General features: G+C 48.8%; 25 protein-coding genes. 9 read left to right on the forward strand and 16 right to left on the reverse strand.

The features are described 5' to 3' along the window. Nucleotides 1-41: 41 nt before the first annotated feature. Nucleotides 42-800: a substrate-binding periplasmic protein gene (locus AC1RR2_RS19675; RefSeq protein ID WP_493223983.1), complete on the reverse strand. Its 759-nt coding sequence runs from the start codon at nucleotides 798-800 to the stop codon at nucleotides 42-44. Nucleotides 801-1209: 409 nt separating this feature from the next. On the opposite strand from AC1RR2_RS19675, the gene AC1RR2_RS19680 reads away from it, so the two are divergent. The 5 genes from AC1RR2_RS19680 to AC1RR2_RS19700 all read left to right on the forward strand — a co-directional run bounded on the left by AC1RR2_RS19680 (nucleotide 1210) and on the right by AC1RR2_RS19700 (nucleotide 3849). After that, nucleotides 1210-1704, forward strand: coding sequence for a VOC family protein (locus AC1RR2_RS19680; RefSeq protein WP_493223984.1), 495 nt, complete (start codon nucleotides 1210-1212; stop codon nucleotides 1702-1704). A 56-nt stretch (nucleotides 1705-1760) separates the two neighbouring features. Continuing rightward, nucleotides 1761-2462 carry a hypothetical protein gene (locus tag AC1RR2_RS19685; protein WP_493223985.1) on the forward strand — a complete coding sequence of 234 codons (702 nt, stop codon included), beginning with the start codon at nucleotides 1761-1763 and terminating at the stop codon, nucleotides 2460-2462. 133 nt (nucleotides 2463-2595) lie between these two features. Further along, complete coding sequence (locus AC1RR2_RS19690; protein ID WP_493223986.1) at nucleotides 2596-2952, forward strand: type II toxin-antitoxin system RelE/ParE family toxin; 357 nt, start codon at nucleotides 2596-2598, stop codon at nucleotides 2950-2952. After that, entirely contained in the window at nucleotides 2936-3220 is a 285-nt protein-coding gene (locus tag AC1RR2_RS19695; RefSeq protein ID WP_493223987.1) for a helix-turn-helix domain-containing protein, read from the forward strand. Before AC1RR2_RS19690 ends, AC1RR2_RS19695 begins: the two co-directional genes overlap by 17 nt. A gap of 86 nt (nucleotides 3221-3306) precedes the next feature. Further along, on the forward strand, nucleotides 3307-3849 hold the full coding sequence (locus AC1RR2_RS19700; RefSeq protein WP_493223988.1) for a demethoxyubiquinone hydroxylase family protein: 543 nt from the start codon (nucleotides 3307-3309) through the stop codon (nucleotides 3847-3849). A 3-nt stretch (nucleotides 3850-3852) separates the two neighbouring features. Here the strand turns inward: AC1RR2_RS19700 and AC1RR2_RS19705 are convergent, their stop codons facing one another. The 10 genes from AC1RR2_RS19705 to AC1RR2_RS19750 form a co-directional block, all read right to left on the reverse strand. Beyond that, nucleotides 3853-5202, reverse strand: coding sequence for a GH1 family beta-glucosidase (locus tag AC1RR2_RS19705; RefSeq protein ID WP_493223989.1), 1350 nt, complete (start codon nucleotides 5200-5202; stop codon nucleotides 3853-3855). 402 nt (nucleotides 5203-5604) lie between these two features. Beyond that, nucleotides 5605-6912, reverse strand: coding sequence for a sugar MFS transporter (locus tag AC1RR2_RS19710; protein WP_493224007.1), 1308 nt, complete (start codon nucleotides 6910-6912; stop codon nucleotides 5605-5607). 260 nt (nucleotides 6913-7172) lie between these two features. Next, nucleotides 7173-9716 (reverse strand): glycoside hydrolase family 3 protein, encoded by a 2544-nt coding sequence (locus AC1RR2_RS19715; RefSeq protein ID WP_493223990.1) that lies wholly within the window; start codon nucleotides 9714-9716, stop codon nucleotides 7173-7175. A 641-nt stretch (nucleotides 9717-10357) separates the two neighbouring features. Beyond that, entirely contained in the window at nucleotides 10358-11755 is a 1398-nt protein-coding gene (locus AC1RR2_RS19720) for a GH1 family beta-glucosidase (protein WP_493223991.1), read from the reverse strand. A 27-nt stretch (nucleotides 11756-11782) separates the two neighbouring features. Beyond that, the gene (locus tag AC1RR2_RS19725; RefSeq protein WP_493223992.1) at nucleotides 11783-12259 is read right to left on the reverse strand and encodes a hypothetical protein; all 477 of its coding nucleotides are present in this window, start codon (nucleotides 12257-12259) and stop codon (nucleotides 11783-11785) included. Between the two features lie 513 nt (nucleotides 12260-12772). After that, nucleotides 12773-13810, reverse strand: coding sequence for a LacI family DNA-binding transcriptional regulator (locus tag AC1RR2_RS19730; protein WP_493223993.1), 1038 nt, complete (start codon nucleotides 13808-13810; stop codon nucleotides 12773-12775). Between the two features lie 305 nt (nucleotides 13811-14115). Continuing rightward, nucleotides 14116-15180, reverse strand: coding sequence for an ABC transporter ATP-binding protein (locus AC1RR2_RS19735; protein ID WP_493223994.1), 1065 nt, complete (start codon nucleotides 15178-15180; stop codon nucleotides 14116-14118). Nucleotides 15181-15227: 47 nt separating this feature from the next. Next, nucleotides 15228-16151: a carbohydrate ABC transporter permease gene (locus tag AC1RR2_RS19740; protein ID WP_493223995.1), complete on the reverse strand. Its 924-nt coding sequence runs from the start codon at nucleotides 16149-16151 to the stop codon at nucleotides 15228-15230. Continuing rightward, entirely contained in the window at nucleotides 16148-17050 is a 903-nt protein-coding gene (locus tag AC1RR2_RS19745; RefSeq protein ID WP_493223996.1) for a carbohydrate ABC transporter permease, read from the reverse strand. Before AC1RR2_RS19745 ends, AC1RR2_RS19740 begins: the two co-directional genes overlap by 4 nt. Nucleotides 17051-17064: 14 nt before the next feature. Next, nucleotides 17065-18321 carry an ABC transporter substrate-binding protein gene (locus AC1RR2_RS19750; protein ID WP_493223997.1) on the reverse strand — a complete coding sequence of 419 codons (1257 nt, stop codon included), beginning with the start codon at nucleotides 18319-18321 and terminating at the stop codon, nucleotides 17065-17067. A gap of 479 nt (nucleotides 18322-18800) precedes the next feature. Here AC1RR2_RS19750 and AC1RR2_RS19755 point away from each other — a divergent pair, with 479 nt between their 5' ends. Beyond that, nucleotides 18801-19694 carry a glycoside hydrolase family 16 protein gene (locus AC1RR2_RS19755; protein ID WP_493223998.1) on the forward strand — a complete coding sequence of 298 codons (894 nt, stop codon included), beginning with the start codon at nucleotides 18801-18803 and terminating at the stop codon, nucleotides 19692-19694. 352 nt (nucleotides 19695-20046) lie between these two features. On the opposite strand, the gene AC1RR2_RS19760 is transcribed toward AC1RR2_RS19755, so the two are convergent. Beyond that, on the reverse strand, nucleotides 20047-20499 hold the full coding sequence (locus AC1RR2_RS19760; RefSeq protein ID WP_493223999.1) for a DUF3224 domain-containing protein: 453 nt from the start codon (nucleotides 20497-20499) through the stop codon (nucleotides 20047-20049). A 432-nt stretch (nucleotides 20500-20931) separates the two neighbouring features. On the opposite strand from AC1RR2_RS19760, the gene AC1RR2_RS19765 reads away from it, so the two are divergent. After that, entirely contained in the window at nucleotides 20932-21735 is an 804-nt protein-coding gene (locus AC1RR2_RS19765) for a DUF6597 domain-containing transcriptional factor (RefSeq protein WP_493224000.1), read from the forward strand. Nucleotides 21736-21755: 20 nt separating this feature from the next. On the opposite strand, the gene AC1RR2_RS19770 is transcribed toward AC1RR2_RS19765, so the two are convergent. Further along, nucleotides 21756-22487: a DNA alkylation repair protein gene (locus tag AC1RR2_RS19770; RefSeq protein WP_493224001.1), complete on the reverse strand. Its 732-nt coding sequence runs from the start codon at nucleotides 22485-22487 to the stop codon at nucleotides 21756-21758. A gap of 45 nt (nucleotides 22488-22532) precedes the next feature. Further along, nucleotides 22533-22982, reverse strand: coding sequence for a hypothetical protein (locus AC1RR2_RS19775; protein WP_493224002.1), 450 nt, complete (start codon nucleotides 22980-22982; stop codon nucleotides 22533-22535). A 340-nt stretch (nucleotides 22983-23322) separates the two neighbouring features. On the opposite strand from AC1RR2_RS19775, the gene AC1RR2_RS19780 reads away from it, so the two are divergent. Further along, nucleotides 23323-24429, forward strand: a complete 1107-nt coding sequence (locus AC1RR2_RS19780) for a patatin-like phospholipase family protein (protein WP_493224003.1) — start codon at nucleotides 23323-23325, stop codon at nucleotides 24427-24429. A gap of 185 nt (nucleotides 24430-24614) precedes the next feature. Here AC1RR2_RS19780 and AC1RR2_RS19785 read toward each other — a convergent pair whose 3' ends face one another. Then, the gene (locus tag AC1RR2_RS19785) at nucleotides 24615-25043 is read right to left on the reverse strand and encodes a GNAT family N-acetyltransferase (protein ID WP_493224004.1); all 429 of its coding nucleotides are present in this window, start codon (nucleotides 25041-25043) and stop codon (nucleotides 24615-24617) included. 868 nt (nucleotides 25044-25911) lie between these two features. Between AC1RR2_RS19785 and AC1RR2_RS19790 the strand changes: the two genes are divergently transcribed. Continuing rightward, nucleotides 25912-26061, forward strand: coding sequence for a hypothetical protein (locus tag AC1RR2_RS19790; RefSeq protein WP_493224005.1), 150 nt, complete (start codon nucleotides 25912-25914; stop codon nucleotides 26059-26061). Nucleotides 26062-26234: 173 nt separating this feature from the next. Here the strand turns inward: AC1RR2_RS19790 and AC1RR2_RS19795 are convergent, their stop codons facing one another. Beyond that, the gene (locus AC1RR2_RS19795) at nucleotides 26235-26465 is read right to left on the reverse strand and encodes a glycine zipper domain-containing protein (RefSeq protein ID WP_493224006.1); all 231 of its coding nucleotides are present in this window, start codon (nucleotides 26463-26465) and stop codon (nucleotides 26235-26237) included. Nucleotides 26466-26984: the final 519 nt, after the last annotated feature.

Below are 26984 nucleotides of genomic sequence, written 5' to 3' on the forward strand. Positions count from 1 at the left end.
TCTTCACCAAAGTAAACCAAGGGCCGACGCGGTCTGCAGGCTTACTTTTTTGGCGTGTCTGGCTTCCAGGTTTTACTGATTTTTTGCAGTGACTTATCTTTCACCATGCTAGCGAACGCGGCGTTGACGCGACGAATGAAGTCAGGCGGCGTAGTTTTACCGAAAGCAAAATAGAGCGCAGTGTCACGCGGTACTTGCACGGTTTGTTCGATATCGTCTTTATTGAGCGCACAGCTATTGGCAAAATCTTCGACGCCATCGGGATCAAAAGGAATCAAATCAACCCGCCCTATTTTTAGTTTTCGGCAATTCGATTGCATAGATGGTGCCGTGTCGACTTTGATACCAAGACGCGTCAACACCGGAATACTCGCATTGTTCGCTTCATCGCCAACCAAATAATGACGCGCCTGATCCAAGCTACTTACCTTGACGTCTGTGCGTCGTTTTAATTTGTACAGCCATTCTTCACTGCGTGTGACGGGACCTATCCAATAATAATTTTTTTCACGCGCCGGTGTCCTTGCCACGGTAAAGAGCATCACTGATGCCTGCGTTTGTGCTGTATGCAAAGCGCGGGTCCACGGCAACACTTCGATCTCTAATTGCATACCGAGACGTGCAACGAGTTCTTGTGCCACATCGACACTCAGTCCTTGTACGCGCTGGTCTTTGACAAAGTTATAGGGGAAATTGATATCTCCCGTCACTACTTTCAGCACTGGTTTTGACGCAGCAAGACCATACTGCGTCGAGATCAGCAGCAAAGAAAAACATGCGAACAAAACCCGTTTCAACAAATAAGCTCCAGACTTGTTTGAATTGATGCCTTAGGTCTATTGACCCCTATTAAAAATGAAAACCTCCAGCGATCAGGCGTTTTAAATCGCTTTCTCTAGCATCACCAATACGCTCAGATGTAGAGAAGAATCGCGCCATCACTAAGGATAACTCGAAATAGTACATTGTATAGTCAAGTCAATCTTTTCATCCTGCGATGACGCAACATTTTTCGCGACAAGACGAGGTTTGATTGACGCGAGGTTTAAGCTTGATAGAATTACCTGCTTTGTCGCCCACGCTTTGTAGAGATAAATTAAAGTCGCGAATCTTGAGCTTGATAGAATGGCTCGCTTAGCGCGTAAGCTTTGCCCTAGCTCAGCTCGTCACAAATAGTTTATTTAGCCACCATCAACTTGAAGAAAGCCAATGATGAAACACGCAAAAAACACGATTTGTCTTTGGTACAACGGTGATGCGGAAGAGGCAGCGAATTTTTATGCGCGAACCTTTCCTGATTCTTCGGTCGAGGCGGTGTATCGCGCACCGGGGGATTATCCTTCGGGTAAGCAAGGCGATGTTTTGACGGTCACTTTTACCGTCTTGGGCATTCCATGTCTAGGATTGAATGGTGGTCCGGCCTTTAAACATAGCGAGGCGTTCTCGTTTCAGGTAGCGACCTACGATCAAGCGGAGACTGACCGCTACTGGAACGCCATTATCAACAATGGCGGCGTCGAAAGTGCATGCGGTTGGTGCAAAGATAAATGGGGCTTATCATGGCAGATTACGCCAGTTGCCTTATCCGAGGCGATTGCTGATCCAGATCCCGCTGCGGCCAAACGCGCTTTCGAGGCGATGATGGAGATGACGAAAATCGACATCGCGGCAATTGAGGCTGCGCGTTTTGCTAAGGGCAAATAGCTTCTATTGGTAGTCTTAAGCATTTTCAATCATGACACTAACTTGTTGGAGACTTCATGCACTTGGCAAATCGGGTTTTGGCACCCTTACTCATCGGTCTGGTGATACCGATGGCCGCGGCAGTGGACGGCATTCCTACTGAGATCATGCAGGTCGGCACTTTTCATGGTGGTGAAGTGCCGAATGTCGCTGGCAGAAATTGGCTCGCCTTGATGGTCGATGGCGAGCGTGCGGAACTGAAGACTGCCGCGCCCAAAATCAAAACCGTGTTTGACGGCATCATGGACGATGAAAAAGACAAGGCTTCCTACTCGGGCAAGCAGGTCGAGATGAAAGGTCCAGATCCTTTTTTGCTGATCAGAAGAGAAGGTCTGAAAACAGGCGTCATTAAACAAGCCAGCATTAGCGGCACCGACCAAGGTCAAACGATTATTTTCGACAACGCCAAGTACACGGTACAGCACCAATGCAAGGAAAAAGGCAAAGGCGAAGAATTTCAAGCATGCAAAGTCTATCTAGTTGGTAATAGCAACGGCATTAAGCAATGGTTAGGCGATACCATGGAACACAAGGACAGCGATTTCGCCGAAACGATTAGCGTCTCGTGGGCTGGCGACATCGACCGCGACGGCAAGATCGACCTCATCATAGAAAAATCGCGCTACAACAATTCGGATACGGTCTTGCTGTTGTCATCAGCAGCGAAAGCTGGGAAGCATTTGCTTGAGGTGGCTAAGTTGTCCCGGCAGGGGTGTTGAGCTTGCGTGTGAAGCTTTTTTAGTTCAAGAGTACATATTGCGAATATCAAACCTCACGAATTAACACTTTCTGCTTACTAAATTGGCAAGCAAGCTATTTGCCAAATATAATCCAATGGATTACACTTGACCTATGTTGACTACGATCACCGAACTCCCGGAATACATTAAACGCGCCGAAGCGCTGCTTAGCGAATTGGAACGTAAATCGATCATTAATTACCTCGCTGAGCATCCAAGAGCTGGGGATTTAATGGAAGGAACGGGTGGTATCAGAAAACTTCGCTGGGGTCGGGGAAGCAGAGGTAAAAGTGGCGGTGTACGTGTAATTTACTACTATCACGATGAGCGCATTCCATTATATTTGCTCACGCTGTTCGGAAAAAATGAGCAGGCTAATTTATCCAAATCGGATCGGAATCTTCTGGCGCAATTAGTCGACATACTTGTAACATCAGCATTGGAGAAACATCATGGCAAAAGCATTTGAAAGTATTAAACAAGGATTGCAGGAAGCGATTGCGCATAGCCAAGGTAAGGCTGTCGCTGCACGCACTCATCGCCCTGAAGCGATTGATGTTGCGCAGTTACGCCACAGCCTGGGTTTAACGCAGATGGAGTTTGCCGCCAAATTTTGCATCAGTGTCGGCACGCTGCGTCATTGGGAACGTGGCGATCGTTCTCCACATGGCCCTGCTTTAGCGTTACTACATGTTGTGTCCAAAGAGCCGCAAGCAGTTCTCAGAGCATTGGCATAAGAATTCCCCCCAAAACTGCGACAACGATCACGCAAAAATTACACTAGACTCTGACGCTTCCCAACTGTAGTTTCAACTTAACATTCATGATAGATCGCCCGGCTCCGACTAAGGTTTTCACCCTAGGATCACGTATCCTAAAAGTCAACCACGCCGGTGAGCAGGGTGCGATTTGTATTTACACTGGACAGATTCTTGCCGCCCGACTCACCGCACGCGATATGGTCGGCGAGCTTAGAGAATTCAAATCTCAAGAAGAAAAACATCGCGCCATTTTTTGGGCAGAGTTGCAGCGCCGTGGGCAGCGGCGATGTCGCAGCTATTGGTTATGTGCGCTAGGTGGCTTCGTGCTTGGCTTGGGCACCGGACTGTTCGGACGTAAAGCAATTGCGGCCACGACTGTTGCGGTGGAACGCGTCGTGCTGCGCCACCTTGAGCATCAAATAGAACAACTACGAGACCAGGACGACACTGCGGTGGTGGCGATCTCCTCTATCATTGCGGAGGAGCGTCAACATCACGATCATTCGGCATCGCATTTACATGGTGGCGAGTTCTGGTCACGACTGCTTTCGCCAGTGGTTGAAGCTTCTACTGAAACCGTAATCTGGATAGGCATGCGAGCATAAACCTTAAGCCACCCACCCTCGAAACTTCTGCAGAAACCCCTTAAACCAAATCGCACTATCCTTCCAAATTCGACGCTGACTCACATAGTCGACATAGATCAAACCAAAGCGGCGTAAGTAGCCTGAATTCCATTCAAAATTATCGAGCAGGCTCCAGTAAAAAAATCCTTTGATGTTCACGCCAGCGGCGATGGCTTTAGCGACTTCTTGGAAGTGGCGTTGCATGTAATCAATGCGTGCTGTGTCGTGAATTTGTTCGCCGTCTAGTTGGTCAGCGACGGCCATGCCGTTTTCAGTGATGTAGATCGGTGGTAATCCGAGATCTTTGTACTCTTGGTGTATGCCGATCAAGAGCCGACTCAGACCTTCTGGATAAATTTCCCAACCCATGTCGGTCAAGCCTAGTTTGGCTTCCGGCAGGCGCGGTGGGGTTTCGGTGCTGACGTAGGCGCGGAAATAGTAATTGACGCCTAAGAAATCCAAGGGTTGATGTATCGCTTGCAGGTCGCCGGGTTCGACGACGAAGCGAGATGGGTCGATTTTGGCAAGTGCGAGTTCTGGATAGTGTCCGCGAAAAATCGGGTCCATAAACCATTGCACTGAGCGTGCATATTCCAACGCGGCGGCGGCACGATCGGATTCACTTTCAGTGGCAGGATCGGCGGTCCATTGATTGAGAACGATGCCTAGCTTGGCTTTTTTGTTGTGAGCGCGCATCGCTTGTATCGCGAGACCATGAGATAACAGAAGGTGGTGCGAGACCTGCAAGGCGGCGACTTCGTCCTTCACACCGGGGGCAAATTGACCGTTGCCATAACCGAGATTGGCGCTACACCAAGGCTCATTGTGAGTGGCGATACTGGCTAGTTGGTCACCAAAGCGCACCGCCATTTCTTGTGCGTAGCGCGCGAAATGCACGGCGGTCTCGCGATTGAGCCATCCACCCTGCTCTTGCAAAGCTTGCGGCAAATCCCAGTGGTACAAAGTCATGTGCGCGCTGATATTTTTTTGCGCTAAAGCGCTGATCAGGCGCGCATAGAAATCCATGCCCTCTTCATTCCAAGCGCCACTACCATCAGGCTGCACACGTGACCACGATACCGAAAAACGATAGGCATCGAGGCCGAGATTGGCGATATGTTCTACATCTTCGGCGTAACGATGGTAATGATCACAGGCCACATCGCCGTTGCTGTGATCGAGTATCTTGCCGGGAGTGTGACTAAAAGTATCCCAGATTGATGGTGCTCGACCACCTTCGTTGGCCGCACCTTCAATCTGGTAAGCACTGGTGGCAACACCCCACACAAATCCGGCGGGAAATTGTCGAGCTAAGGCGGTTTGTTCCGGCATACTTCTGTCCTTTAATTATTAACGCTCTTTATCGTTAATGCTGACGCAAATATCGCGTGCTTTGCTGCGTGTAGTTACCCATTCATCCTGAAAATGCACAGCAAACCGCGCTTCTGAACTCCCCTCTCCCGCGAGCGGGAGAGGGCTAGGGTGAGGGTGGTTCAGCACCTGCTAAAGTCATCATCGGAGACGAATCAGTAAGGGAATCACAAAATTCCTGTCCCCCAATAGCTGTGCTCAAGTCTGAACGCCCCTCATCCCCGCCCCTTCTCCCGCTCGCGGGAGAAGGGAGTTTCAAACGTAAACTGTCAAGAAAATCACTCCAAACAACCATAGGTTCAAACCCAGCATCACGGACAACCAGCTTGGTCGCGTCATAGCAATCACTCGCAAAATTTATCTTCAGAATGCAGGTTTATCGTACATACCCGCATATTTCACGCCGAAATAGAAGATGAACAGATAACACGCGGCTGGTACAAAGAACGACCATTGCAAGCCAATGTGATCGGCTAAAAATCCCTGTATGAAAGGCACGATCGCTCCGCCGACTATCGCCATACACAAAACGCCAGAGCCTTGTCCTGTAAATTTACCCAAATCTTTTAATGCCATACTGAAGATCGTCGGGAACATGATGGAATTACATAAACCCACAGCGATAATTGCCCACATCGCCACACTGCCACTGGCAAAAATGGCTGCCAAAATCAAAGCTATCGAGCAAGCCGCATTGAATGCCAAGGCCTTACCGGGACTAACCTTACGCATCACCACAAAACCGAGGAAGCGACCCACCATCGCACCACCCCAGTAGTAACTGACGTAATGTGCAGCATCGGCGGCACTCAAATTAGCGACCTGACTTTCGCCTAAAAAGTTAATCAAGAAACTGCCTATACTGACTTCACCACCAACATAGAGGAAGATACCAATTGCACCTAAAACCAAATGTTTATGAGAAAAAACTGAGGCATGCTGACTTGGTGCAGAGCTACTAACCACGACCTCTTCTTCATGCGAAATTTTGGGTAAGCGTGCCAGTGCAAACAGAATTGCAAGAATCAACAGCGCTGCGGCTAAAGCCAAATAAGGACCTTGTACTGCCGCAGCTTCTTTCGCTCGGTGTGCCAGTTGTTCGGCGGCGGGCAAGGCATCAAACTGGGCTGCGGTCAGCACCACACCGGAGAGAATTAGGAACCCGCCTAAAGCCGGTGCGATCGTCGTGCCGAGAGAATTGAACGCCTGAGTTAAGGTCAGTCGACTAGACGCGGTCTTTGCATCGCCTAATACCGTGACATAAGGATTTGCTGCCACTTGCAATATCGTGATACCAGAGGCCAGAACAAAAAATGCCAGCAGAAACAGGCCATAGCCGCGCGTGGCGGCGGGATAGAACAAAGCGCAACCGATAGCGGCAATCACTAGACCGGTCACCGCGCCGCTTTGATAGCCTATTCGCTTGATCAACATGCCTGCTGGCCAAGACACAATAAAATAGGCCCCAAAAAAGCAAAATTGCACCAACATCGCTTGCACATAGGTCAAGGTGTAAACGGATTTTAAATGCGGAATCAGTACGTCATTCAACGAGGTTAGCAAACCCCACATAAAGAACAATAAAGTGACGATCACCAAGGCGGAGTTATTATTTCCGACCGTACTACTCACTTCGCAATTGCCCCGGTGGGGGATGGCATTGCTACCCATTTGACTTGCCATGTTGTGTCTCCTTATTTTTTGTTTTGTTGTTGCGTTTTTCGTTGCTTCGCTTTTTTGAAATCTTGTGATGCCGAATGCACTTCGATTTTCTCCTTCCCCTTGAAGGGGCGGGAACTTGTTACGGAATTTCTGTTGGGTGCGGGTTGCATTCGCACTACCTATTTTTCTTGTTGCTAGACGTTTGCATCCTTTCTGAACCGCCCTCACCCTGGCCCTCTCCCGCTTGCGGGAGAGGGTAAAGACGTCACTTACTTCAAACTCGCGCACGACAAGGCATCTGCATCTTTCGCTGCGCCGGCGACGATTTTGATGTCGGCGAAAGCTGCTACGAATTTCGCATCGGTACTGACATTAAATGGTGTTTTGACTTTGCGCATATCGACGCCTAAGGCACTGAAACAAGACAGAGGAATCTTGACCGTTTTGACACCTGCGCCTGCCATGTTTTTGAAGGTAGAACTGAGATCGAGGCTCGCCGTGCAGGTCTCGCCGCAGTCCATCGTCATACCGACTCTGCCAGCAGGTGCGGTTTGTACTTGGGCTAAGAATTGCAGTGCACCTTCCGGGATCAGATTGGCTGGAATCGGTGTAGCAAACGCGGCCGCCGCTTCAAAACGTCCTTTACCACTCCAGCTGATTTGCTGACCACTGACAGCGCCGACCTGTACGGTTTTGGCTGTGACGGTATCGTCAGGCTTACTCAAAGCCAGTTCGCTTCCTAGCGTCACTTTGCGTTTGCCAGTGGTCACGGAAAGTGGATAGCTGGTCTGGTCTTGCGGACTCGAGATGATCAAGCTGGAGGCGACATTACAAGCAGTGCTGGTATCTTCGGGCAAGGCTGGCATACGCAGTACCTTACCGTAGCGCAAGCCATAGCCATACTTGAATAAAACCTCGCTACCACCCATCGCTACGGTTTGTGACAAACAAGCTTTGGCTGGCCAGGAAAATGACAAACGACCTTTGATAGGATGCGCCACTTTAGCTTGGGCGTTTTTGAACAAGACATCGGCAACGCCTTTGCCTTCAGTACCCGGTAACCAGGCGGCGACAAAGCTGTCGGACAAGTTCAGCAAATCATTGGCGTACACGGCGCGACCACTCAATAATAGGGTGACCACCGGCTTACCTTTATGGGCGACTTTTTTCAGTACCGCCAAGTCTTCTGGAAATTGCTGGCTATGGCTCAAGGCGCGACTGGCTGCCACATCACCAAAACCTTCGGTGTACGGAGTTTCACCCAATACCGCGACGACCACATCGAATTGCGCGACATCGACATCATCACCGTTAGCGCTGTAATGCACGTTGACAGCACCAGCAGCTTCTTTAATGCCGGCTAATAGCGTATCGCCAGGCGTGTAGTCGCTTTCTTTGTTTTCTGTGCCTTGCCAGGTGATAGACCAACCACCGGATTGGTTCATCATGCTATCGGCACTTTTGCCGACGACCAGAATTTTCTTGCCGCGCGTCAGCGGTAGGACGCTGCCATTATTCTTTAACAGCACCAAGGATTCACGCACTGCCTGACGTGCGATGTCGCGTGCTTGTAATGCTTCTTGTTTGCCCGCATATTGATTGTCGGATGGTTTTTTGCCGAACAGACCAGCGCGTAATTTAACGCGCAAAATGCGACTGACCGCATCATCGATACGCGCCATGGGGATCTCGCCGCGTTCCACTTGCGCGATGGTGTTGGCGATAAAGGATTTCCAATTGTCGGGCACCATCACCATATCGATACCCGCATTAATCGCTTGCGGACAGCTATCGTTACTACAACCAGGCACATCGGCGATACCATCCCAGTCCGACACGACAAAACCATCAAAGCCCATTTTGTCTTTCAAGGCATCGGTCAATAGCGCCTTGCTACCGTGCATTTTGCCGTAATTGACATTGCCCGCAACGTCATGCCAGCTGTTATACGATGCCATCACGGTCTGCGCCCCTGCGGCAAATGCACCGTAGTAGCCTTGCGCATGCTGGTTCAACATCTCGCTCAAAGTCGCCTTGTTAACGCCACGATCAACGCCTTGATCGGTACCGCCATCGCCGATGAAATGTTTAGCCGTGGCGACGACGTTCTTGTCATCTGTAAACTTGCCTTGCAGGGCTTTGACGTAGACTGCGCCGTATTCTTTGACCAAGCGACCCTCTTCAGAAAAGCTCTCATAAGAACGTCCCCAACGGGCATCACGTCCGACTGCGAGTGTCGGCGCGAAGACCCAGGCGATACCGGTGGCGCGTACTGCTTTGCCGACTTGCTCGGCCATCTGTCCGATTAGCTTAGGATTGCGCGCTGCGCCCAGGCCTATGTTATGTGGAAACAAGGTAGCACCAACTACATTGCTATTGCCATGGATCGCATCAATGCCCCAAATCACCGGCACTTTATCCACCATATCGGTGCTCATAGAGGCGGCGTAATATTGATCAGCCAGATCGACCCAGTCGGCTGCGCTTGAATATTTATTCATCTTCGGCCAGCTGCCGCCGCCATTCAGCACTGAGCCGAGATAATATTTACGCACATCATCCGGTGTAATGAACTTGATTTCTGGCTGCGTCATTTGCCCGACTTTTTGCGCCAGCGTCATGTGACTCACCATCTTGGCGATCTTCGCTTCCATCGCAGGGTCTTTGGCGATCGCGCTCTTGATGTGTGGCCAGTCTTTGATGGTCGCTGGTGTAGAGGAAGGCGCAGAGTTCGCAGCGCTATGAAAACCCACACTGCACATGAAGGCGATAGCGAGCTGCAAGCTGGTCAATTTTTTTGTCGTTAATTTCACTTTTTGTCTCTCTGATTAATTTTCAAATGCCTTAGTTTTAAGGCTCGGTTTTTGCGATCTCGTTGGGCGGGTGCAAGCCGCGCTGCTCAGGTGCGTATTGGTTTGGCGGCGCGGGTTTCACCCGCCCTACAAATTGAACTTTCTTCCTACAAGCGCTTTCAGCTATTTTTAAGCTTTAGAACCCCTCAATGCCGAGGCGCCGAGGCGCTAAAACGCTGAGAAAAACGAAAAAAGACAGCGAAGATTTGTCCAAGCTTTTCTCTGCGCTCCTCTGCGTCTCTGCGTTGAAGGATTTTGACTTTTACAATTTTTAATTTAGCGGCTGTGATTCCGGTAAATTCGGCGGTCTTTTGAACCGCTTGCATATCAATTGGTAAGCTTTCCGTTTTATTCTAAATGAATTTTGGAAACGTTACCAATTATTTTTAAAAAATGTTTTGAGGGTGTGAAAGAGATACAACTTAGGGATGAAAATGGGGGGTAAGATGGTTTTTAGACAAAGCATCAACTGGCGAAAACAGGCACTCAGAATGCGAGGCGAACGACGAATCAGACCAAGCTGATTGCCATTCGCCTCCACTCTTGCTTACTTCTCCCCCCCGGGACAAGTAGTGCATAAAACTGCTAGCCGCAAATCGCGACTATGTCATATCAAGTGGTGAGACGGCATGGTGATGCAAAAAATTCCGAAACCAGTGTCCACTTTGCTTTACGGTTCTTTGTTGAGTGATGAAGTCGATGTAGACCATACCAAAGCGTCGCAAGTAGCCTTCGGCCCATTCGAAATTGTCCATCAAACTCCAGGCAAAATAGCCACGTACATCTACACCTTGCTGCTGTGCTTGGTGTAATGCATGCAGATGGCGAATGAAGTAGTCGCGGCGGGCGGTATCTTGTATCTGTCCATCAGCCTCGACCTGATCGTCATAGCTGGAGCCGTTCTCGGTCAGATAGATGGGAATCGCCGGATAATCTTGTGCGATTCTTTGTAAGAGTTCGCGCATACCATCGGGAGCGACTTCCCAGCCAAAACCGGTGCGTTCGCGACCTGCGATTTCTTTTAGCGCCGTATGCAAGGGCGGATTATCCGGTGCGGCGGCGATGGTTTCGGGGAAGTAGTAATTCACCCCCAAGAAGTCTAGCGGTGCGGCGATCACGTCAATATCAGCCGAGCTTATCTGCGGCAAATAATCGGCGCAATGCGCCAACACATCGGCTGGATAGCCGCGCCCAAACAAGGGGTCGAGAAACCAGCGATTGCGCAGACCATCATGCCTTTGCATCGCTTGCAGATCTGCCTCGCTGTCACTGGCTGCACGCAAGGGGTGTAAACTTAGTGCGATCCCAACCTTGGCGTCAGGCACATTTGCGCGTATCAGCGGCACTGCTAAACCGTGCGATAGCATCACATGATGGCTGACCTGCAAAGCAGCTTTGAAGTCTTGCTTGCCGGGTGCGTGCATACCATCCCAATTACCATGCATGGCGGTGCACCAAGGTTCGTTATGCGTGATCCAATTTTTGACGCGATCACCCAGATAACGCGTCACCACCTCGGTATACGCCAGAAACGCATCGACAGTAGTGCGGTTTTCCCAGCCACCAGCGTCTTGCAGATACTGCGGTAAATCCCAGTGATACAAGGTCGCCCAAGGCTGCAAGCCACGCTCCAGCATGCCGTCGACTATGCGCGAGTAAAAATCCAGCCCTAGTTGATTGGGGGTGCCGCTGGCGTCCGGAAAGATCCGCGGCCACGCTATAGAAAAGCGATAGGCATTCATGCCAAACTGTTTGGCCAGATCTAGGTCTTCGGGCCAGCGATGGTAGTGATCGCAGGCCACCGTAGCATTACTACCATCGCGTATCTTGTCCGGCTGTTGGCAAAACTGATCCCAGATCGACGGTGTGCGTCCATCGACTGCGGCCGCGCCTTCGATCTGAAACGATGAGGTTGAGCATCCCCACACGAAGTCGGCGGGGAAATCAGTACGCGCTACCAGCGCTAAAGTGTCTTGTGAATTCACGGGCTTATCTGACATAAAAAAGTAATCGGAAGAAGATGGTCATTAGGGATGCGCAGACGGATCAGGCGCGACCGAACTGGTCATCCACGCCATCACTGCTTGTTGCGGTTCGTAAGCTAGGCTACCGAAACTGCTCAACACGGCTTCAAGCTTGCATTGATCATCAATGCCATTCGTGGCCTGCCCCGTCATCCAAAATTCTTGCATCAGCCAATTGCCGAGATTGACGCCTTTGAGAATTTTTTGAGTGCCGTCGGCAAGCAAGCAAGGCGTGCCCTCAGCATGCAACATGACAGGGTTTTCGCGCACGATGGTTTGCGGAACGGGAACGATGACATTTCTGACTGGATTTATCAGCGGATTTGGGTTGCTGGTATTGGCTGTGTTGCTGGCACTGCTAGCGCCACAGGCGCTAACGCAGAGGCAAATGCAGACACTAAAAATGCTCGCCAACAGCACGCGGACAGGCCAAAATATTACAGCACGGGTCGAGCGTCCTGCTTTAATTATCTTGATCATCTTGTCCTCCCTATTGACTGCATTTTTCTTGATACTTAGCTCTTGGTGATCCTGCACTTCTTTGCCATTTTGTATTGCAGCTGTAGCCGCATCCCTGCGGTGCATTACGGCTTGGCAGCGCGGGTTGCACCCTAGAAGCGCTAACCAAAATCGAAAAGAAAAACTGAAACCTCTCAACACAGAGACACAGAGGTATCGGGAGAAGTAAGAGATAGCTAAAATTCTCCAAATTCACTCAGAAAAATTTTCCTCTGTGTATTCTCTAAACCTCTGGTGCGCAGCATGCTGCTTACCTGCGGTTAGTGGTTTTCGGCATTTGGTTAGCGCCTATGGGATTGCACCCACCCTACGATTTCTATTTTTCACAGCTACAAATGGAATCGTTTCCATTTGACATTCAAAAAAAACACGCTAGATCGCATGTTTTCTTTGTCTAAACTAGGTTTGCTAGGCTGCGACACATCGCAGATTGCACTTTAACGCTCCTTCCAATTTGTCTGCGATTGCTGTCATCTACTCCACCAAACGCTTACGAAATGAACTGCGTGCTGCCTTTTCAACCGAACTACGCCAAGTCATGCTGACCGGGAATTTGCGCTCCACTGGACGCTCTAAATCGTAGCAGCGATTGAGCAAAAAACTCAAACCATTCATCGTCATTTCACGCCAGGCGATATGTACGGACGATAAGCGCGGCGCTGAGAATGCGGCAGTTTCGGTATCATCGTAACCCACTACCGAAACTTCGCCGGGCACATTAATTCCTGCGTGCTGGAAATACGATAGCGCACCAATCGCCATTTCGTCATTGGCACAAAATACCGCAGTAAATTCATAACCGGACTCGACCAGCTCTTGTGCCGAAGCCCAGCCACCATCGGGGGCGAAGTTACTCTCGGCGACCCACATCTTGCTAGTATCAATCCCATTCTGTTCCAGCTCATGCATGAAACCACCGATACGATCGACGTTATCTGGCGCGCTGGCGGGTCCCGCGATCACGGCGATTTTCTTGTGCTTGTTTTTGAGCAATGCCTGTGCCGCCATCCGACCGCCGAGGTTATGATCAGCAGTAAAGCATTGATCGGCAATGCAATCGTAACGATGATTTAAGACCGCTAATTTATTTTTCTTTGCCCCTAAAATTTCAATATCGGCATCTTGCAAGGCATTGCTCATCACGATCAAACCATCACAACCGCGCTCGATCAAAAAATTGATGCCATCGATCGCTTGTTCGCGCAAATCACCCGCACCGACACCAAATGCGACCACCATGTGCAAACCCTCGGCGCGCAATTCATTATCAATCGCCTGCAAAATCGGCATGTAAAAGGTACCCTTCAATAGCGGGATATACACGCCTATCATACGAGTAGAACCCGACAGCAAGGAACGCGCCGCATGCGAAGGCCGAAAATCCAATTCCTCTATCGCTTTTTTTACTTTTTCTAAAGTCGCAGGCGACACCGAGCCCTTGCCACTGACGACGCGTGACGCGGTTCCTAATCCCACTCCCGCCAAACGGGCTACATCTTTAATGGTTGCCATAATTTTTTATACTCATGCTTTCTTCAGCAAATTATTTTATGTTCTACGCTGTTTTAAGGACTAGCACTACAAAGTCGAAATTGCCTATTTTGTCGGCATATTGTAAATGCCTTCGCTTGCTTCTGACGTTTTTTATCATTTACTAGGGTCGCTTGGTCTACATTTTAGTCTAGCGTTTCGCTGAGTTAAGGAAGTTCCCCTGCAAGGGAACTTTCCCATAGCGATAGTTAGCCTTGTGCTCTTTTGTGCTCATTCGCTTGCCTAAATAGAGGTCAACAGACCCTAAGCTGCATTCATCATTTGGCTCATAGTCTTTGCTCACTTTGTGGATCAAACAGAGAAATCTTACGCGTGTCGATACTATACAAAACCGTCTGCCCGATCTCGAACGGACGCTGATCATTGACGATACTAGAAATAGTTTGCGGCCCCGCCTTTAACCATACAACTTGATGATTACCCATAGGTTCAACTAACATCACAGCACCAACAAATTGACCATCATCACGGATTTGTATCTGCTCAGGTCGTACGCCTAACATGACCTCGGCAGTCGCCGACCAAGGTGCCGCAAACGCATAGGCCGACAAATCCATGCTCAAAGTATTTGAGACGAAACGCGCTTGAGAATCGAGCTCACCGCTAATAAAGTTCATGGCCGGCGCGCCCAAAAAGCCCGCGACAAACAAATTCACTGGCCGTTCATAAACACATTCGGGTGTGCCGATTTGCTGGATTTTTCCAGCTTGCATCACCACGATGCGCGTCGCTAAGGTCATCGCCTCGACTTGATCGTGCGTGACGTAAATCATGGTGGACTGCAATTGTTGATGCAAAAGCTTGAGCTCGCGTCGCAAATTACTGCGTAGCTTGGCGTCCAGATTCGACAGCGGCTCGTCAAACAAGAAAACTTCCGCCTCCCGCACCAAGGCACGACCGATGGCCACCCGCTGTCTTTGTCCTCCAGACAAAGCAGCAGGTTTTCTTTGCAGCAGTGGTGTCAAGTGCAGCATCTCAGCAACTTTTTCTATGCGTCGCGCGATTTCTGCTTTGGGTGTGCCATTGATACGCAAACCGAAGGACATGTTTTTTTCTACCGTCATGGTCGGATACAAGGCGTAGGATTGAAACACCATGCCGATTTGACGCTCACTAGGATCAGCCCAAGTCATATCCTGACCTGCGATTTCTACACTACCTGCGCTGACATCAATCAAGCCCGCGATCGCATGCAACAAGGTAGATTTACCGCAACCAGAAGGGCCCAGCAGAACCAAAAACTCTCCTGCCTCAACACTTAAGTTGAGGTCAGAAATAATCTGATTGCCGCCCAGATTGATACCTAAATTTTGTAGACAAACGTTCGCCACAGTTTTCCTAAGCTTTCATATTTTTTCGAAACAGCATCACAATTGCTTTAACCCTTCACCGCACCTGCCGCGATACCGCGCACAAACCAGCGCCCCGAGACGAAATACAAAGTCAGAGGCACGAGTGAAGTCAAAATTGTGGCAGCCATATTCACGTTGTACATGCGAGTACCGGTGGTGGTATTGATCACATTATTCAATTGCACCGTCATCGGCAAATGCTCACGTCCAGCAAACACCAGCCCTAGAATGTAGTCATTCCAGACACCAGTTAATTGCATAATCGCTGCCACTACAATAATTGGAGTCGACATCGGTAGTATCAGTTGCACAAAGATGCGGATGAAACCGCCACCATCGATACGCGCTGCCTGAAACAATTCGTGCGGTATCGTGCTGTAATAATTGCGAAAGAGTAGCGTCATCACTGGCATACTAAACACCGTATGAACCAGCACGATGCCAGGTAAAGAGCTGTACAAATCGATGCTGGCCAAAATTCTCACTAAGGGAAAGATCATCACCTGCACAGGAACGAAAGCACCGACCATCAAGATACCAAACAAAATATTGGCACCGCGCGGGCGCCAGAACGACAATGCATAGCCATTCAAAGCACCCAAAAAAATCGGTATCAAGGTGCTCGGTATCGCAATCGCGACCGAGTTCATAAAACCACCGCGTATGCCTTCGCAATTAATCCCCGTACAGGCACTGGTCCAGGCAATGGTCCAGGCATCCAGGCTAAATTGCTGAGGCAAGGCGAAGATGTTACCCATGCGAATTTCATCCATGCTTTTCACCGAAGTCGTGAGCATGATGTAGAGCGGCAGCAAAAAGAAAATCGCGGCGCTAATCAGGAATGCGTAAATACCTAAACGAGCTAGACTAAAACGCTTGCTTCTACCGTGTCGCTTTGCGCTTTGCGCTGCATGGTCAGTTTTAACAGAGGATGGCAAGTTAGCGCTCATTTACCCGCCTTATGCTTACGTACATTACGCTTGCGTGCATACACATAGGGCGCGAGTATCGCAATGACAGGCACTAACAGCATGACTGCACCTGCCGATGCAAGGGCAATATTAGCGCGACCAAACAAATGATCCATAATGAATTTAGCCGGCACTTCACTGGCTGTGCCAGGACCTCCTTGGGTCATGGCGACGACCGAATCAAATAGTTTGATTGCCGTGGTGGACAATAAAAGGAAGACGGTCGCGATAGCCGGAGCCAACATAGGAATCACGATAGACACATACACCCGCCATACCGGAATCCCATCGAGTCGTGCGGCTTTCCAAATCTCTTCGTCTATGCCACGCAAGGCTGCCAACAGTAGCGCCATCACCAAGCCAGCGGTTTGCCACACGGTGGCGATCACGACGGTGTAAATGACTTTGTCCTGATCAATAATCCAATCGAACACAAAATCCGGAAATCCCATCTGGCGCACCGCGTATTCTATGCCTATGCCCGGGGTCAGCATCCATTGCCAGATCAAACCCGTCGCAACAAAGGACATCGCATAAGGATACAAAAATACCGTGCGCAATACGCCTTCTGCCGTGACTTTTTGATCGATAAACACGGCCAGCAAAAATCCCAAGACCATACTCAGCAGAATAAACAGCACTGTGTAGATCGCGATATTTTCTATCGATAACAACCACCGTTCGTTTTCAAACAACTTGGCGTACTGCGCCATACCGACGAAAGTGTCGGTAGGCATCGTGCGTGAACTAGAAAACGAAACCTTAATCGACCACAATGTCGCCCCCAGATAAGCGACTAAAGTCACTAAAGCCATAGGCAGCAGAGCTGCGAACGATGTCAGTGATTTAGTTTTGCGGTTGAGGGCTTTGATTTGCATATGCTTGTGTTTATTTAGTCTTTCAAAGCACTAGCAATGCTTTTTTGCGCTTTTTCTACTGGCATACGGGTGTTCCAAAATGCCGTCAAAATATCCTGCAAGGCACCGTTTTGATCAGGCGTCAAAAACATTTCGCTGATGCCGACTTGACGCGATTTGTCTTTCATAATCGCCATGCCAGCTTGCGCACAAATATCCATTGTGGAGGTATCGACATCGCTACGGATAGGAATCGAACCTTTTAACTTATTAAACTCAACTTGAGTATTTGGCGTCAACAGCACTTTCGCCAATAATTTTTGCGCGTTCACGGTCGAAGGATTGGTGGTGCGCGGAAAGACGAAAGCGTCGCCTTGTATCAGGTATGGTGAGTTGGGTGTGAGGCCCGCAATGCAACCAAAATCTCTACCAGCGACTTGCTTGGCCGCAGCAAATTCACCTTTGACCCAATCGCCCATAATCTGCATACCCGCTTTGCCATTGATCAGTAATGCGGTGGCATCATTCCAGTTACGACCTGGTGCACCCGCATCGACATAGGTCTGCATGCGCTTAAAGGCAGTTAATACTTTTTTGAAGGCTTCGGAGTTGATCGCTTTTTGATCACGATCACGGATCACACTCAGATACAGATCTTTACCACCGAGATTGGCCAGCATGGCTTGAAACACGATGGTTTCCTGCCATGCTTGACCACCATGAGCAAGTGGAATGATGCCTGCCGCTTTTAGCTTATCAAGTGCAGCAAACATCTCATCTACCGTTGCTGGTTCTTTGGCGATGCCGGCTTTTTTGAATGCCGCTTTGGAATACCAGAACCAAGTCTGCATATGAATATTCACGGGTACGGCGTAGTAATGCCCCTTGATCCGGATCACATTCAAGACCGGATCAGGCAAAAATTTTTCCCAACCTTCGCTCTTGGCAACCTCATCCACGTTATTGAGCATACCTTGCTCAACTAAATCCAGAAATTGCTTAGTCGTGTTGAATTGCGCCGCAGTGGGTGGATTACTGCCAACGATACGATTAATCGCCACGGCTCTGGCCTGATCGGCACCAGCGATTGCAGAATCGACCCAAATACCGCCTGATTTGCGATAGGCATCGGCAATCAGTTTTACGGCGGCGGACTCACTATTCGAAGTCCACCAATGAATGATTTCGGCTTTTTCGACAGGCACAGGCTTGGCCGCCTGCGCCTGCACTGCTGACGCAGCCGTCAACGAAGCCAGGCACGCCGCCAACAGAGTAGTTGTACGCTTGAACATCGAGTCTCCTGATAATGCAGATACTTTGCCTGCATATTCATAAATTTTGGATTTGGGCCGATCGAATTTATTAATGACTTATCTACCGCAGTTATAGGCTCACATTTCACAATATGGAAACGTTACCATTTTGCGAGGACTATAGCATTCTTCATTTTTAAATGTCAATTCACATCAGCTGATCGGCTGATATCGCTACTAGTAGCGTGCCCTCTACTTTACTCCAAACCAAAACCACATTGGTGTTGACAATTAAAAATGAATAATGCCATACTTCCCGGCAAATTGGAAACGATTCCATATTTCTACAACAAAGCCATATTAAATTAGGACTTACGCAAAATCGCGCTGGCTAGGCGTGGAGCCGAAGACAGTGCAATTGCACGGCGAGGCAAACACAACAACGCCAGCGTCTGTTTTGCGTAAGTCCTGTAAATACCTTTTTAATGCGCTAAATATCACTACAGGAGCGACATTTGATGAAAGCTTACTTCCATTCTCTAGCAGTACTTCTGGCAAGTACACTTGGCGCCTGTGGTGGTGGATCGGGCACCAATGCCACGACTCCGGTAGTCAGCACCCCGGTGGTCACGACACCTACAGTGAGCACGCCCGCGCTCCCAACGGCGGGTAAGCCTGCGGGTTGGAAGTTGGTTTGGTCGGATGAATTTGATCAGACTGGATTGCCCAGTGCGGACAAGTGGATGTTCGATACGGAAAGAAACAAAGCCGGTTGGTTCAATAATGAACGTCAGTACTACTCAAAAGACCGCCTGGAAAATGCCCGCGTGGCAGATGGCAAACTCACCATTACCGCACTCAAAGAGCAACTCAGCAGTGCCCCGGATTTTGGCGGCCAGGCTTACACCTCAGCCCGTCTGTTGACGCGTGGCAAAGCAAGCTGGACTTATGGTTTTTTTGAAATCCGTGCAAAACTACCCTGCGGCCTTGGCACCTGGCCAGCGATCTGGATGCTAGGCACGAAGGGCGCGTGGCCGGATGATGGCGAGATCGACATCATGGAACATGTGGGCAAAAACAAGGGGCAAATTCTGGGTAGTGCCTACAGCAATTTTTACAACTGGGCGAATGGCACGGGCAATACCAAAGCTACCACGGTCAACGACGCCTGCGACACTTTCCATAACTATCAATTGTATTGGGATCAAAATCAGCTAGCAATCGCGGTTGACGATAAATACTACTTTCAATTCGTGAATGCAAAAACCGGTGACTACAAAAAATGGCCTTTCGATCAGCCACAATATTTAATCCTCAATCTCGCGATTGGCGGTGACCTTGGTGGTGCAGTCGATGACAGCATTTTTCCGAGTAAATTTGAGATTGATTATGTGCGGGTTTATCAGCCCTGAGCATTAGCTAGGAAACCATTTAGAATATGATTCCGTAGGGCGGGTGCAAGCCGCGCGGCTCAGTTAGACGACGAGTTGGCGGCGCGGGTTGCACCCATAGGCGCTAACCAAAATCAGAAAGTCAAAACCAAAACCTCTCAACACGGAGACACAGAGGCGCAGAGAAAGGCAGGAGAAGGCTAATATTATCCAATTTTCTTCAGCTAGACATTTCCTCTGTGCTTTCTCTGTGTCTGAGCCTCTGTGGTGAGTGGTTTTAGAATTTGGTTAGCGCCTATGGGGTTGCACCCGCCCTACATTTTTTTTCTGGTCGTAAAACAAGGCTGATAAAAAAATTGCGTTCTACGTACAATCACGGCAAACCATAATCAAAAACATAGAAATGCTGACCATCCTTGATCTCTATCTGCATTTGCCCTTTCAAGCCGATTAACTCATCCGTCGCAGAATCTGGCACCACTTGTATGGTCAGGTGTGGCGTACCTTTGTCCATGACACCGGTATGCATCAGAACAAAGCTGCCGCGCTTGCCTTGTAAAGTACCACTCACTCGTTCTATCGCCACGTAGCCAGCCGAACCTTTGACCTCGGTCATCGCCGCCAGCATTTCGCCCAAGCTGTGCGCGTTCAATTCGCCATGAAATTGTTTATCTATGGTTTGTCGTCCCAGATTGGCTTCTGCAATCGCTGCTGCTGGCGCTTGTGGTTGAAGTTTGACATCGAAACTACCGCGTATCTGTTGCATGGTGAAGTCCTTAGGTTGAATGGCGATGGACGCTTGTTGTGCATAACTATGGGATGTCATTATCCTAGAAACGGCGATTGGACAGATTCGAGTGTGCATTTTTCCGCCTCTCTGGCGAGGCGCGACGACGACGGAACCTCCACGTTCATAGGAGGAGTAACGAAGTCCAGAGGGGCGGAAAAGTGTGCAATCGAGCCTGTAGCGTACTCACCAAAATGGTGAGAAGAATTGACGACTGAATCCTTCGATAAGTCATAGACTTACTTTAACTTTGAAGCGGTCAATCGCCGTTTCTAGGATTATGCACAAGCTAAGACAAGCTACGTATAATCCTTGATGAAATCTTTTCATAAACGCCTTTTGATTGGTGATGGATCTATTTCTCGTGCTGGGATTGCATTTGTAGATCCTATTTTTTTCGCATCGTTAGCGACATTTAATCCTGATTCTTCACCAAGTGATAGTAAAAACGCGACAAGACTAATCCTTACTATGACTGACCATGAACCACGCGGCGTACTGCGCCCTAAGTTTAGCGAGGGACAATTTCAACATTTGCGCCTAGCCCCTAGCGCGGCATTAGCGCAATTCGTTGCGCATTACTGGTTCGTTAGTTGGGATTTGCGTGGATGCCAAGCGCAACAGCAAGCGACCTTACCGCACCCGAATGTGCATCTCATCGTAGAGCAAGGAAAAGCACTTATTTACGGCGTACATAGCGAGCGGTTTACACGAGAACTGGCAGGACAAGACCAAGTCTTTGGTGTCAAATTCAAAGCCGGTGGTTTTTATCCATTTCACCGCAAGCCCATCGCCGATATTCACAATCAAACACTCGATATCAGCGCCTGTTTTGCTGCTGGCGATCAGAATCTCGTGGAAAAAATCGATGCGGCACGAGATTTTCCGGCGATGTGCGATGTGGCAGAAAATTTCCTGTTAGCGTATTTACCTCATGCAGATCCTAAACTCAATTTTCTCGATCAATTACTCAAAGACATAGAGCAAGATCGCAGTCTGATTAGCGTCGATGACTTAATCAGGCATACTGATTTAGACAAACGCAGCTTGCAACGCCTGTTTCAAGTCTATGTCGGCGCCAGTCCAAAGTGGGTGATTCAACGCTACCGTTTGCATCAAGCCATCGCACAAGTGCAAGCAGGCAAAACCTGTAGTTGGAGTGATCTGGCGTTGGAACTAGGCTATTTTGATCAGGCGCATTTCGTACGCGATTTTCGTGCTTTGATAGGAATGACGCCGGGTGAATATGAAAAAAGCCTGCAGAGCGCAAGCTAATTTACGCCCTTTTTAGACCCTTAGCACTTGGTCGTCTTACGCTTTTTACCCAAGCTACCACGCTGCGCCACTTTGGCGATATAGTCAGGCGAGAACGGCACTTTGCATGAAGTGTCGCCAACATCAACTGTGACTTTACCAATTTTTTGTCCAGCTTGAATTGCCGCTGCGCTGAGTGCCGAAACATAACAACCCAAAGCAATCACAAAACCATTCATGCAATAGCACACGCGATTTGGCGCTTGATGAATCTCCGCTTGCACACGTTTGAGCAGTTTTTGCAATAATTTCAGATCCAAATCGGCATCGTCTGTGACCGAGATGTAACCGCTTAGCGTACACCAACCAGCAGCAGCGATATCAGGGTTATCAGAATCTATCCACGCCAATGCTAAAGACATGGCATGCAAACTCTCTGCTGTTACCCAGGCCACGCTATATTCACGTATGCCATGCGAGTTGGCTGTTTCTACCCAACGCTGCAATTGCGCCGCGCTCATCTTCGTTCCGTCAGCCAGCAAACCCGCCATGTATTGCGCATCATAAATCCCGGTATCGAACAGAGCACAAGCAAAAGCCAAATCATTCTTATAAGGCTTCATCAGCTTTTTCATCTCTTCAATTTTGACGCCGAAAAGCGGTTCTTTCGCACCATGTTTGCACATGGTATTGCGGTAGGATTCCAGACCTAATGCTTCCAATTGTTTAATTAAGATTGAGACTGATTGCTGGGTAGATTGTGCCGTACTCATATTTGTCTCCTTTTTTTAAAACAAAGCGCTGCGCCCTATTTGGCTTTACTCAAACTGCAAAACAAGTGACTCGCCTACCGCTAGCGATTGCCATTGCGCGGTCAGCTCTAAAAGTTTCTTACGTACCGCATCAATATCCTCGAGACTCAATTGCAAGGGCTCGCATAGACGTGCGTCGCAAGTGACCCGATACAAATCCAGCATATCAGCGGGAGCACTATTCCAGCCCGACCAGCCGTCTGCTTGAAAGACTTCAACCAGACGTTCGACGCCATCACTTTCTGCTTCTGATTCCATCTGAAATGTTGCCGCTTCTCCGTGAAGAATTCGATCAACAAATCCGCGCTTGTGCAGTGTGCTCTCGACCCCAAAATGCACCATGTCGTGAGGAATAATGCCCTGCTTTGGGCATTCTATTCTTTCCGCGACGACCCCGTTGCGCATCACTTCCATTTGGTCGTGTTTGCCCGACCCTTTAGTAAAAATCAACTGCATGTGAAGTCCCATACCAAACAAAAATTAGAATAATAATTTAAGTACCTCTGTCCGAGCTATATCAAGTCAAAACTTTCGCCAAAGTTGTTTCACAAAACGTTTACTAGCGAATATGTTTGCCATTGCATTTGAGTTTCTTAAGTTCTAGCACCATCATAAAACTTATCGCCGAATTAGGAAATTGTTTCAATCAAACTCAAATAGGCTTTATGCTCAACGAAGACGCACATCTACGCTTCTTGCCGTAAGCAAGAAGTCACGGCCTAGATTCACAAGCGTTATACTCTGAGGATATCGCATCCTCGCCCCCAACCGAAAAAGCATCACTAGGGAGATTCATTTGAGCAAGCAACATATCGTCAATCTGGCATTGCAAGGTGGTGGTTCGCATGGTGCCTTCACTTGGGGCGTACTTGATGCACTCCTCGACGATGGCACCATCCAATTTGAAGGCGTCAGTGGCACCAGCGCTGGCGCCATGAATGCAGTAGCCATGGCACACGGCTTTGCCTTAGCGGATAAAAAATCTGGACTGGCGCGGCGTGAGGCAGCACGACGGTCGTTAAAGGATTTTTGGGACGGCGTGATCAGTATGAACGCGATGCAAAATAGCCTGGCACACGCACATCGCGTACCGTTTGATATTTTGTTTGGCGGTATGGCGGCGCTCGCTGGTACGCACTCACCGGCGCAAATGTTTTCTGAATCGCTTGGTAGTCTATGGACCAGTTCTATCTCGCCCTATCAAAGTAATCCCTTAGATATTAATCCGCTTAAACAATTTTTAGAACGTCAGTTTGATTTTGAACGACTGGCGACATGCGAAGCTTTGAAAGTGTTTGTAGTCGCGACCAAAGTCAGTGACGGCAAAGCCGAGATATTTAGCGGCCAGCGCCTGACTGCCGATGCGGTCATGGCGTCAGCCTGTTTGCCCACGGTATTTCAAGCGGTAGAAATCGAAGGGGAACATTATTGGGATGGCGGCTACTCGGGTAATCCGGCCATACACCCGCTCATTTACGAATGCCAAAGCCGCGACATCGTGCTGGTTCAGATAAATCCAATTCGGCGCGATAGTTTGCCAAAAACCTCGGCCGATATTTTAGACAGACTCAATGAAATGACGTTTAATTCAGCCCTGATCGCTGAGATGCGCGCGATTGATTTTGTTAAGCGTCTGTTGGCAGACAACAAGCTCGACGCCGCCCGTTACAAAGACGTCCTCATGCATCGCATCGACGGCGGCGAACAACTCGAAGCCTATCCTGCCTCCAGCAAATCACAAACTGATGCTAAATTAATCTACCAACTACGCGACCTCGGACAAAGCTGCGCGAGACAATGGCTGCAAGATCAACGCCAACACTTGGGCGTGTCATGTAGTGTGAATATTGCCCGTGATTATTTGGATGATTTGCGCGTGCCGGTTGGTGGGCTTAGTAGTTGAATGGTGTAGTTGCAAAAATGAAGTGTCATCGCAGGTAGGTAAGTTGCTGCAGATCGGGAACAGAAACTTCTGATCACCGCAATCGGAGCTAATTCTTGCGACTATTACGGTGAGTCATGCGGCCGGTTATACTTCGACGTTGAAGCTGGCGGAGGTCCACTCGAGCGCAGGGTTAGAGCTCATTCTTAGGGCTTAGCGAGTGTTTTCTTCATGAAGAACCGCGAGAAGCCTTTGGGATAGTTTGGCAGCTCACCAAAGCACTCGTAGCCGATGCGCTCATAGAATCCACGCGCTTGGAACTCAAAAGTGTCGAGCCAAGCGCTGTGGCAACCTCGGTTCTTTGCCTCACGCTCGGCGAGTTTTATGATCTCGGTTCCTACACCTCGCCCGCGAAGGCTGGCGGGAACAACAAGTAGTTGGGTGAAGAGCCATCCATAACCCGTATGACCCCAGAGGCCACCAACCACTTCGCCTTTTTTGTCTCTTACGAGAACAACGATCGGTCTGTTTTGGCTCGGGCCGGCCTGACTTGAGTTGTATTCAACCAAGGGCGCGACGATTGCCTTACGCACTTCTTCGTCTGCAATGTCGGTGATTGAGAGGGTGTATTCCATGCAGTAGACTTTTGGGGTAGTACGCGCTAACGCTGAATTGAAATGCGCGCACGCATATCAGTAAATTTTTGGGAAGCGCATATTTGCGCGTCATTTTCGAAAGTTTTGTTAGGTAATTAATTGCATATTCATTAGGAAGTCTGTCCTATCCAAAAAAGTGCGTGTACAAGAGGCGACAGAAAAGAAGAAAAAAACATAGCCCAGCACCGCAACTAATAAGGAATGCTATCCAATCTAGTCGCTTTATAGGATGAAGGTGCCTTAAGAAGAACCAATACGATTGAGCAAGCCCAGGTATACCGATGGCCAAAATCAGCGCACCAAGATAATTTCGATTTTCCAGCGACTCCAGACCGTACGTGAAGAAAACTAACCAGCAAAATGCTGGAGATAGTACTCTCAACGCATAGCTAAGTCGTGGTCTGGATGCTTCCATAGAAAAAACCTAACGCGATTTAATTTGACAAGTTGCAAAGATAACCGACCATCAAAAGTTTGGCAATTTGTTTCTACCCTCTGGAAACCCGCATCAGGCTTAGCTGAATTTGCTTATACCCTACAACAACTTGGTTTAAACAAACCGACAAAAGGTGCAGGTGATTTTTAAAAAGCTGAATACGCGAATGACATTTTTCAGCAGACACTTAGGCTCTCCATCAACCCAAACAGACAACGCACTACAAAGTCTTATCCTTGGTCTGAGGAACACTCACCAAAATAGACAAAGACGCGCAAATCCTAACAATAAAGTAATCGGGCATTGTGCATACATTTGCGATGAACGCTCTGCTTAAGCACCGCGTTCGACGATGGCGGCGAACAACTCGAAGCCTATCCCGCCTCCAGCAAATCACAAACTGACGCTAAATTGATCTACCAACTACGCGACCTCGGGCAAAGCTGCGCGAGACAATGGCTGCAAGATCAACGCCAACACTTGGGCGTGTCATGTAGTGTGAATATTGCCCGTGATTATTTGGATGATTTACGGGTGCCGGTTGGTGGGCGTAGTAGTTGAGCGGTGTAGTTGCGAAAGTGAGGCGTCATCACAGTGAGTCATTCGGTCAGTTATGCTTCAACGCAAAGTTGAAAGGCGCGCGCACCGATCAGTAAATTTAAAAAAGGCGCTTTTTCGCGCGTCATTTTCGAATGTCAAATTAGTTTTTAATAAAAAGTGCCTCAGTATGCGAACTACTCCTTATTTGATTTATCATTTTGTCGCTTGAATGCCGCACCAAAAGCTAAACCGATTCCTACGCCGATTGCAACACCGGCAACGAGATTACCCGTCGCCACACCTATACCACAACCAATACCTATGCCAATTGCGATTCCGGCACCAAATGGTATTTTGCCTTTTTCGTTTCCATTAAAAACACTATCGTTTTTCTTGGATACTTCATCTGAATTGAATAATCCCACAATTTAGCCCTTATAAAACTAACGCGATTTAATTTGACAAATTACAAAGATAACCGACCATAAAAAATTTGGCAATTTGTTTCTACCCTCTGGAAACCCGCATCAGGTTTAGCTGAAATTGCTTATACCCTACAACAACTTGGTTTAAACAAACCGACAAAAGGTGCAGATGATTTTTAGAAAAGTTGAATACGCGAATGACACTTCTCAACAGACACTTAGGCTCTCCATCAACCCAATAAGGCAACACACTACAAAGTCTTATCCTTGGTCTGACGAACATTCACCAAAATAGAAAAAGACGCGCAAATCCTAACAATAAAGTGATCGGGCATAGTGCAAGCATTTGCGATGAACGCTCTGCTTAAGCACTGCGTTCGACGATGGCGGCGAACAACTCGAAGCCTATCCTGCCTCCAGCAAATCACAAACTGACGCTAAATTAATCGGCGAATTCTAGGATGAAGTGCAATTTATGAACGGTACCGGTTGATGAGGGCAAGATGCGATAGCATTTGT

It is taken from the genome of Undibacterium sp. GW821-FHT11H02 (genome assembly GCF_058808015.1).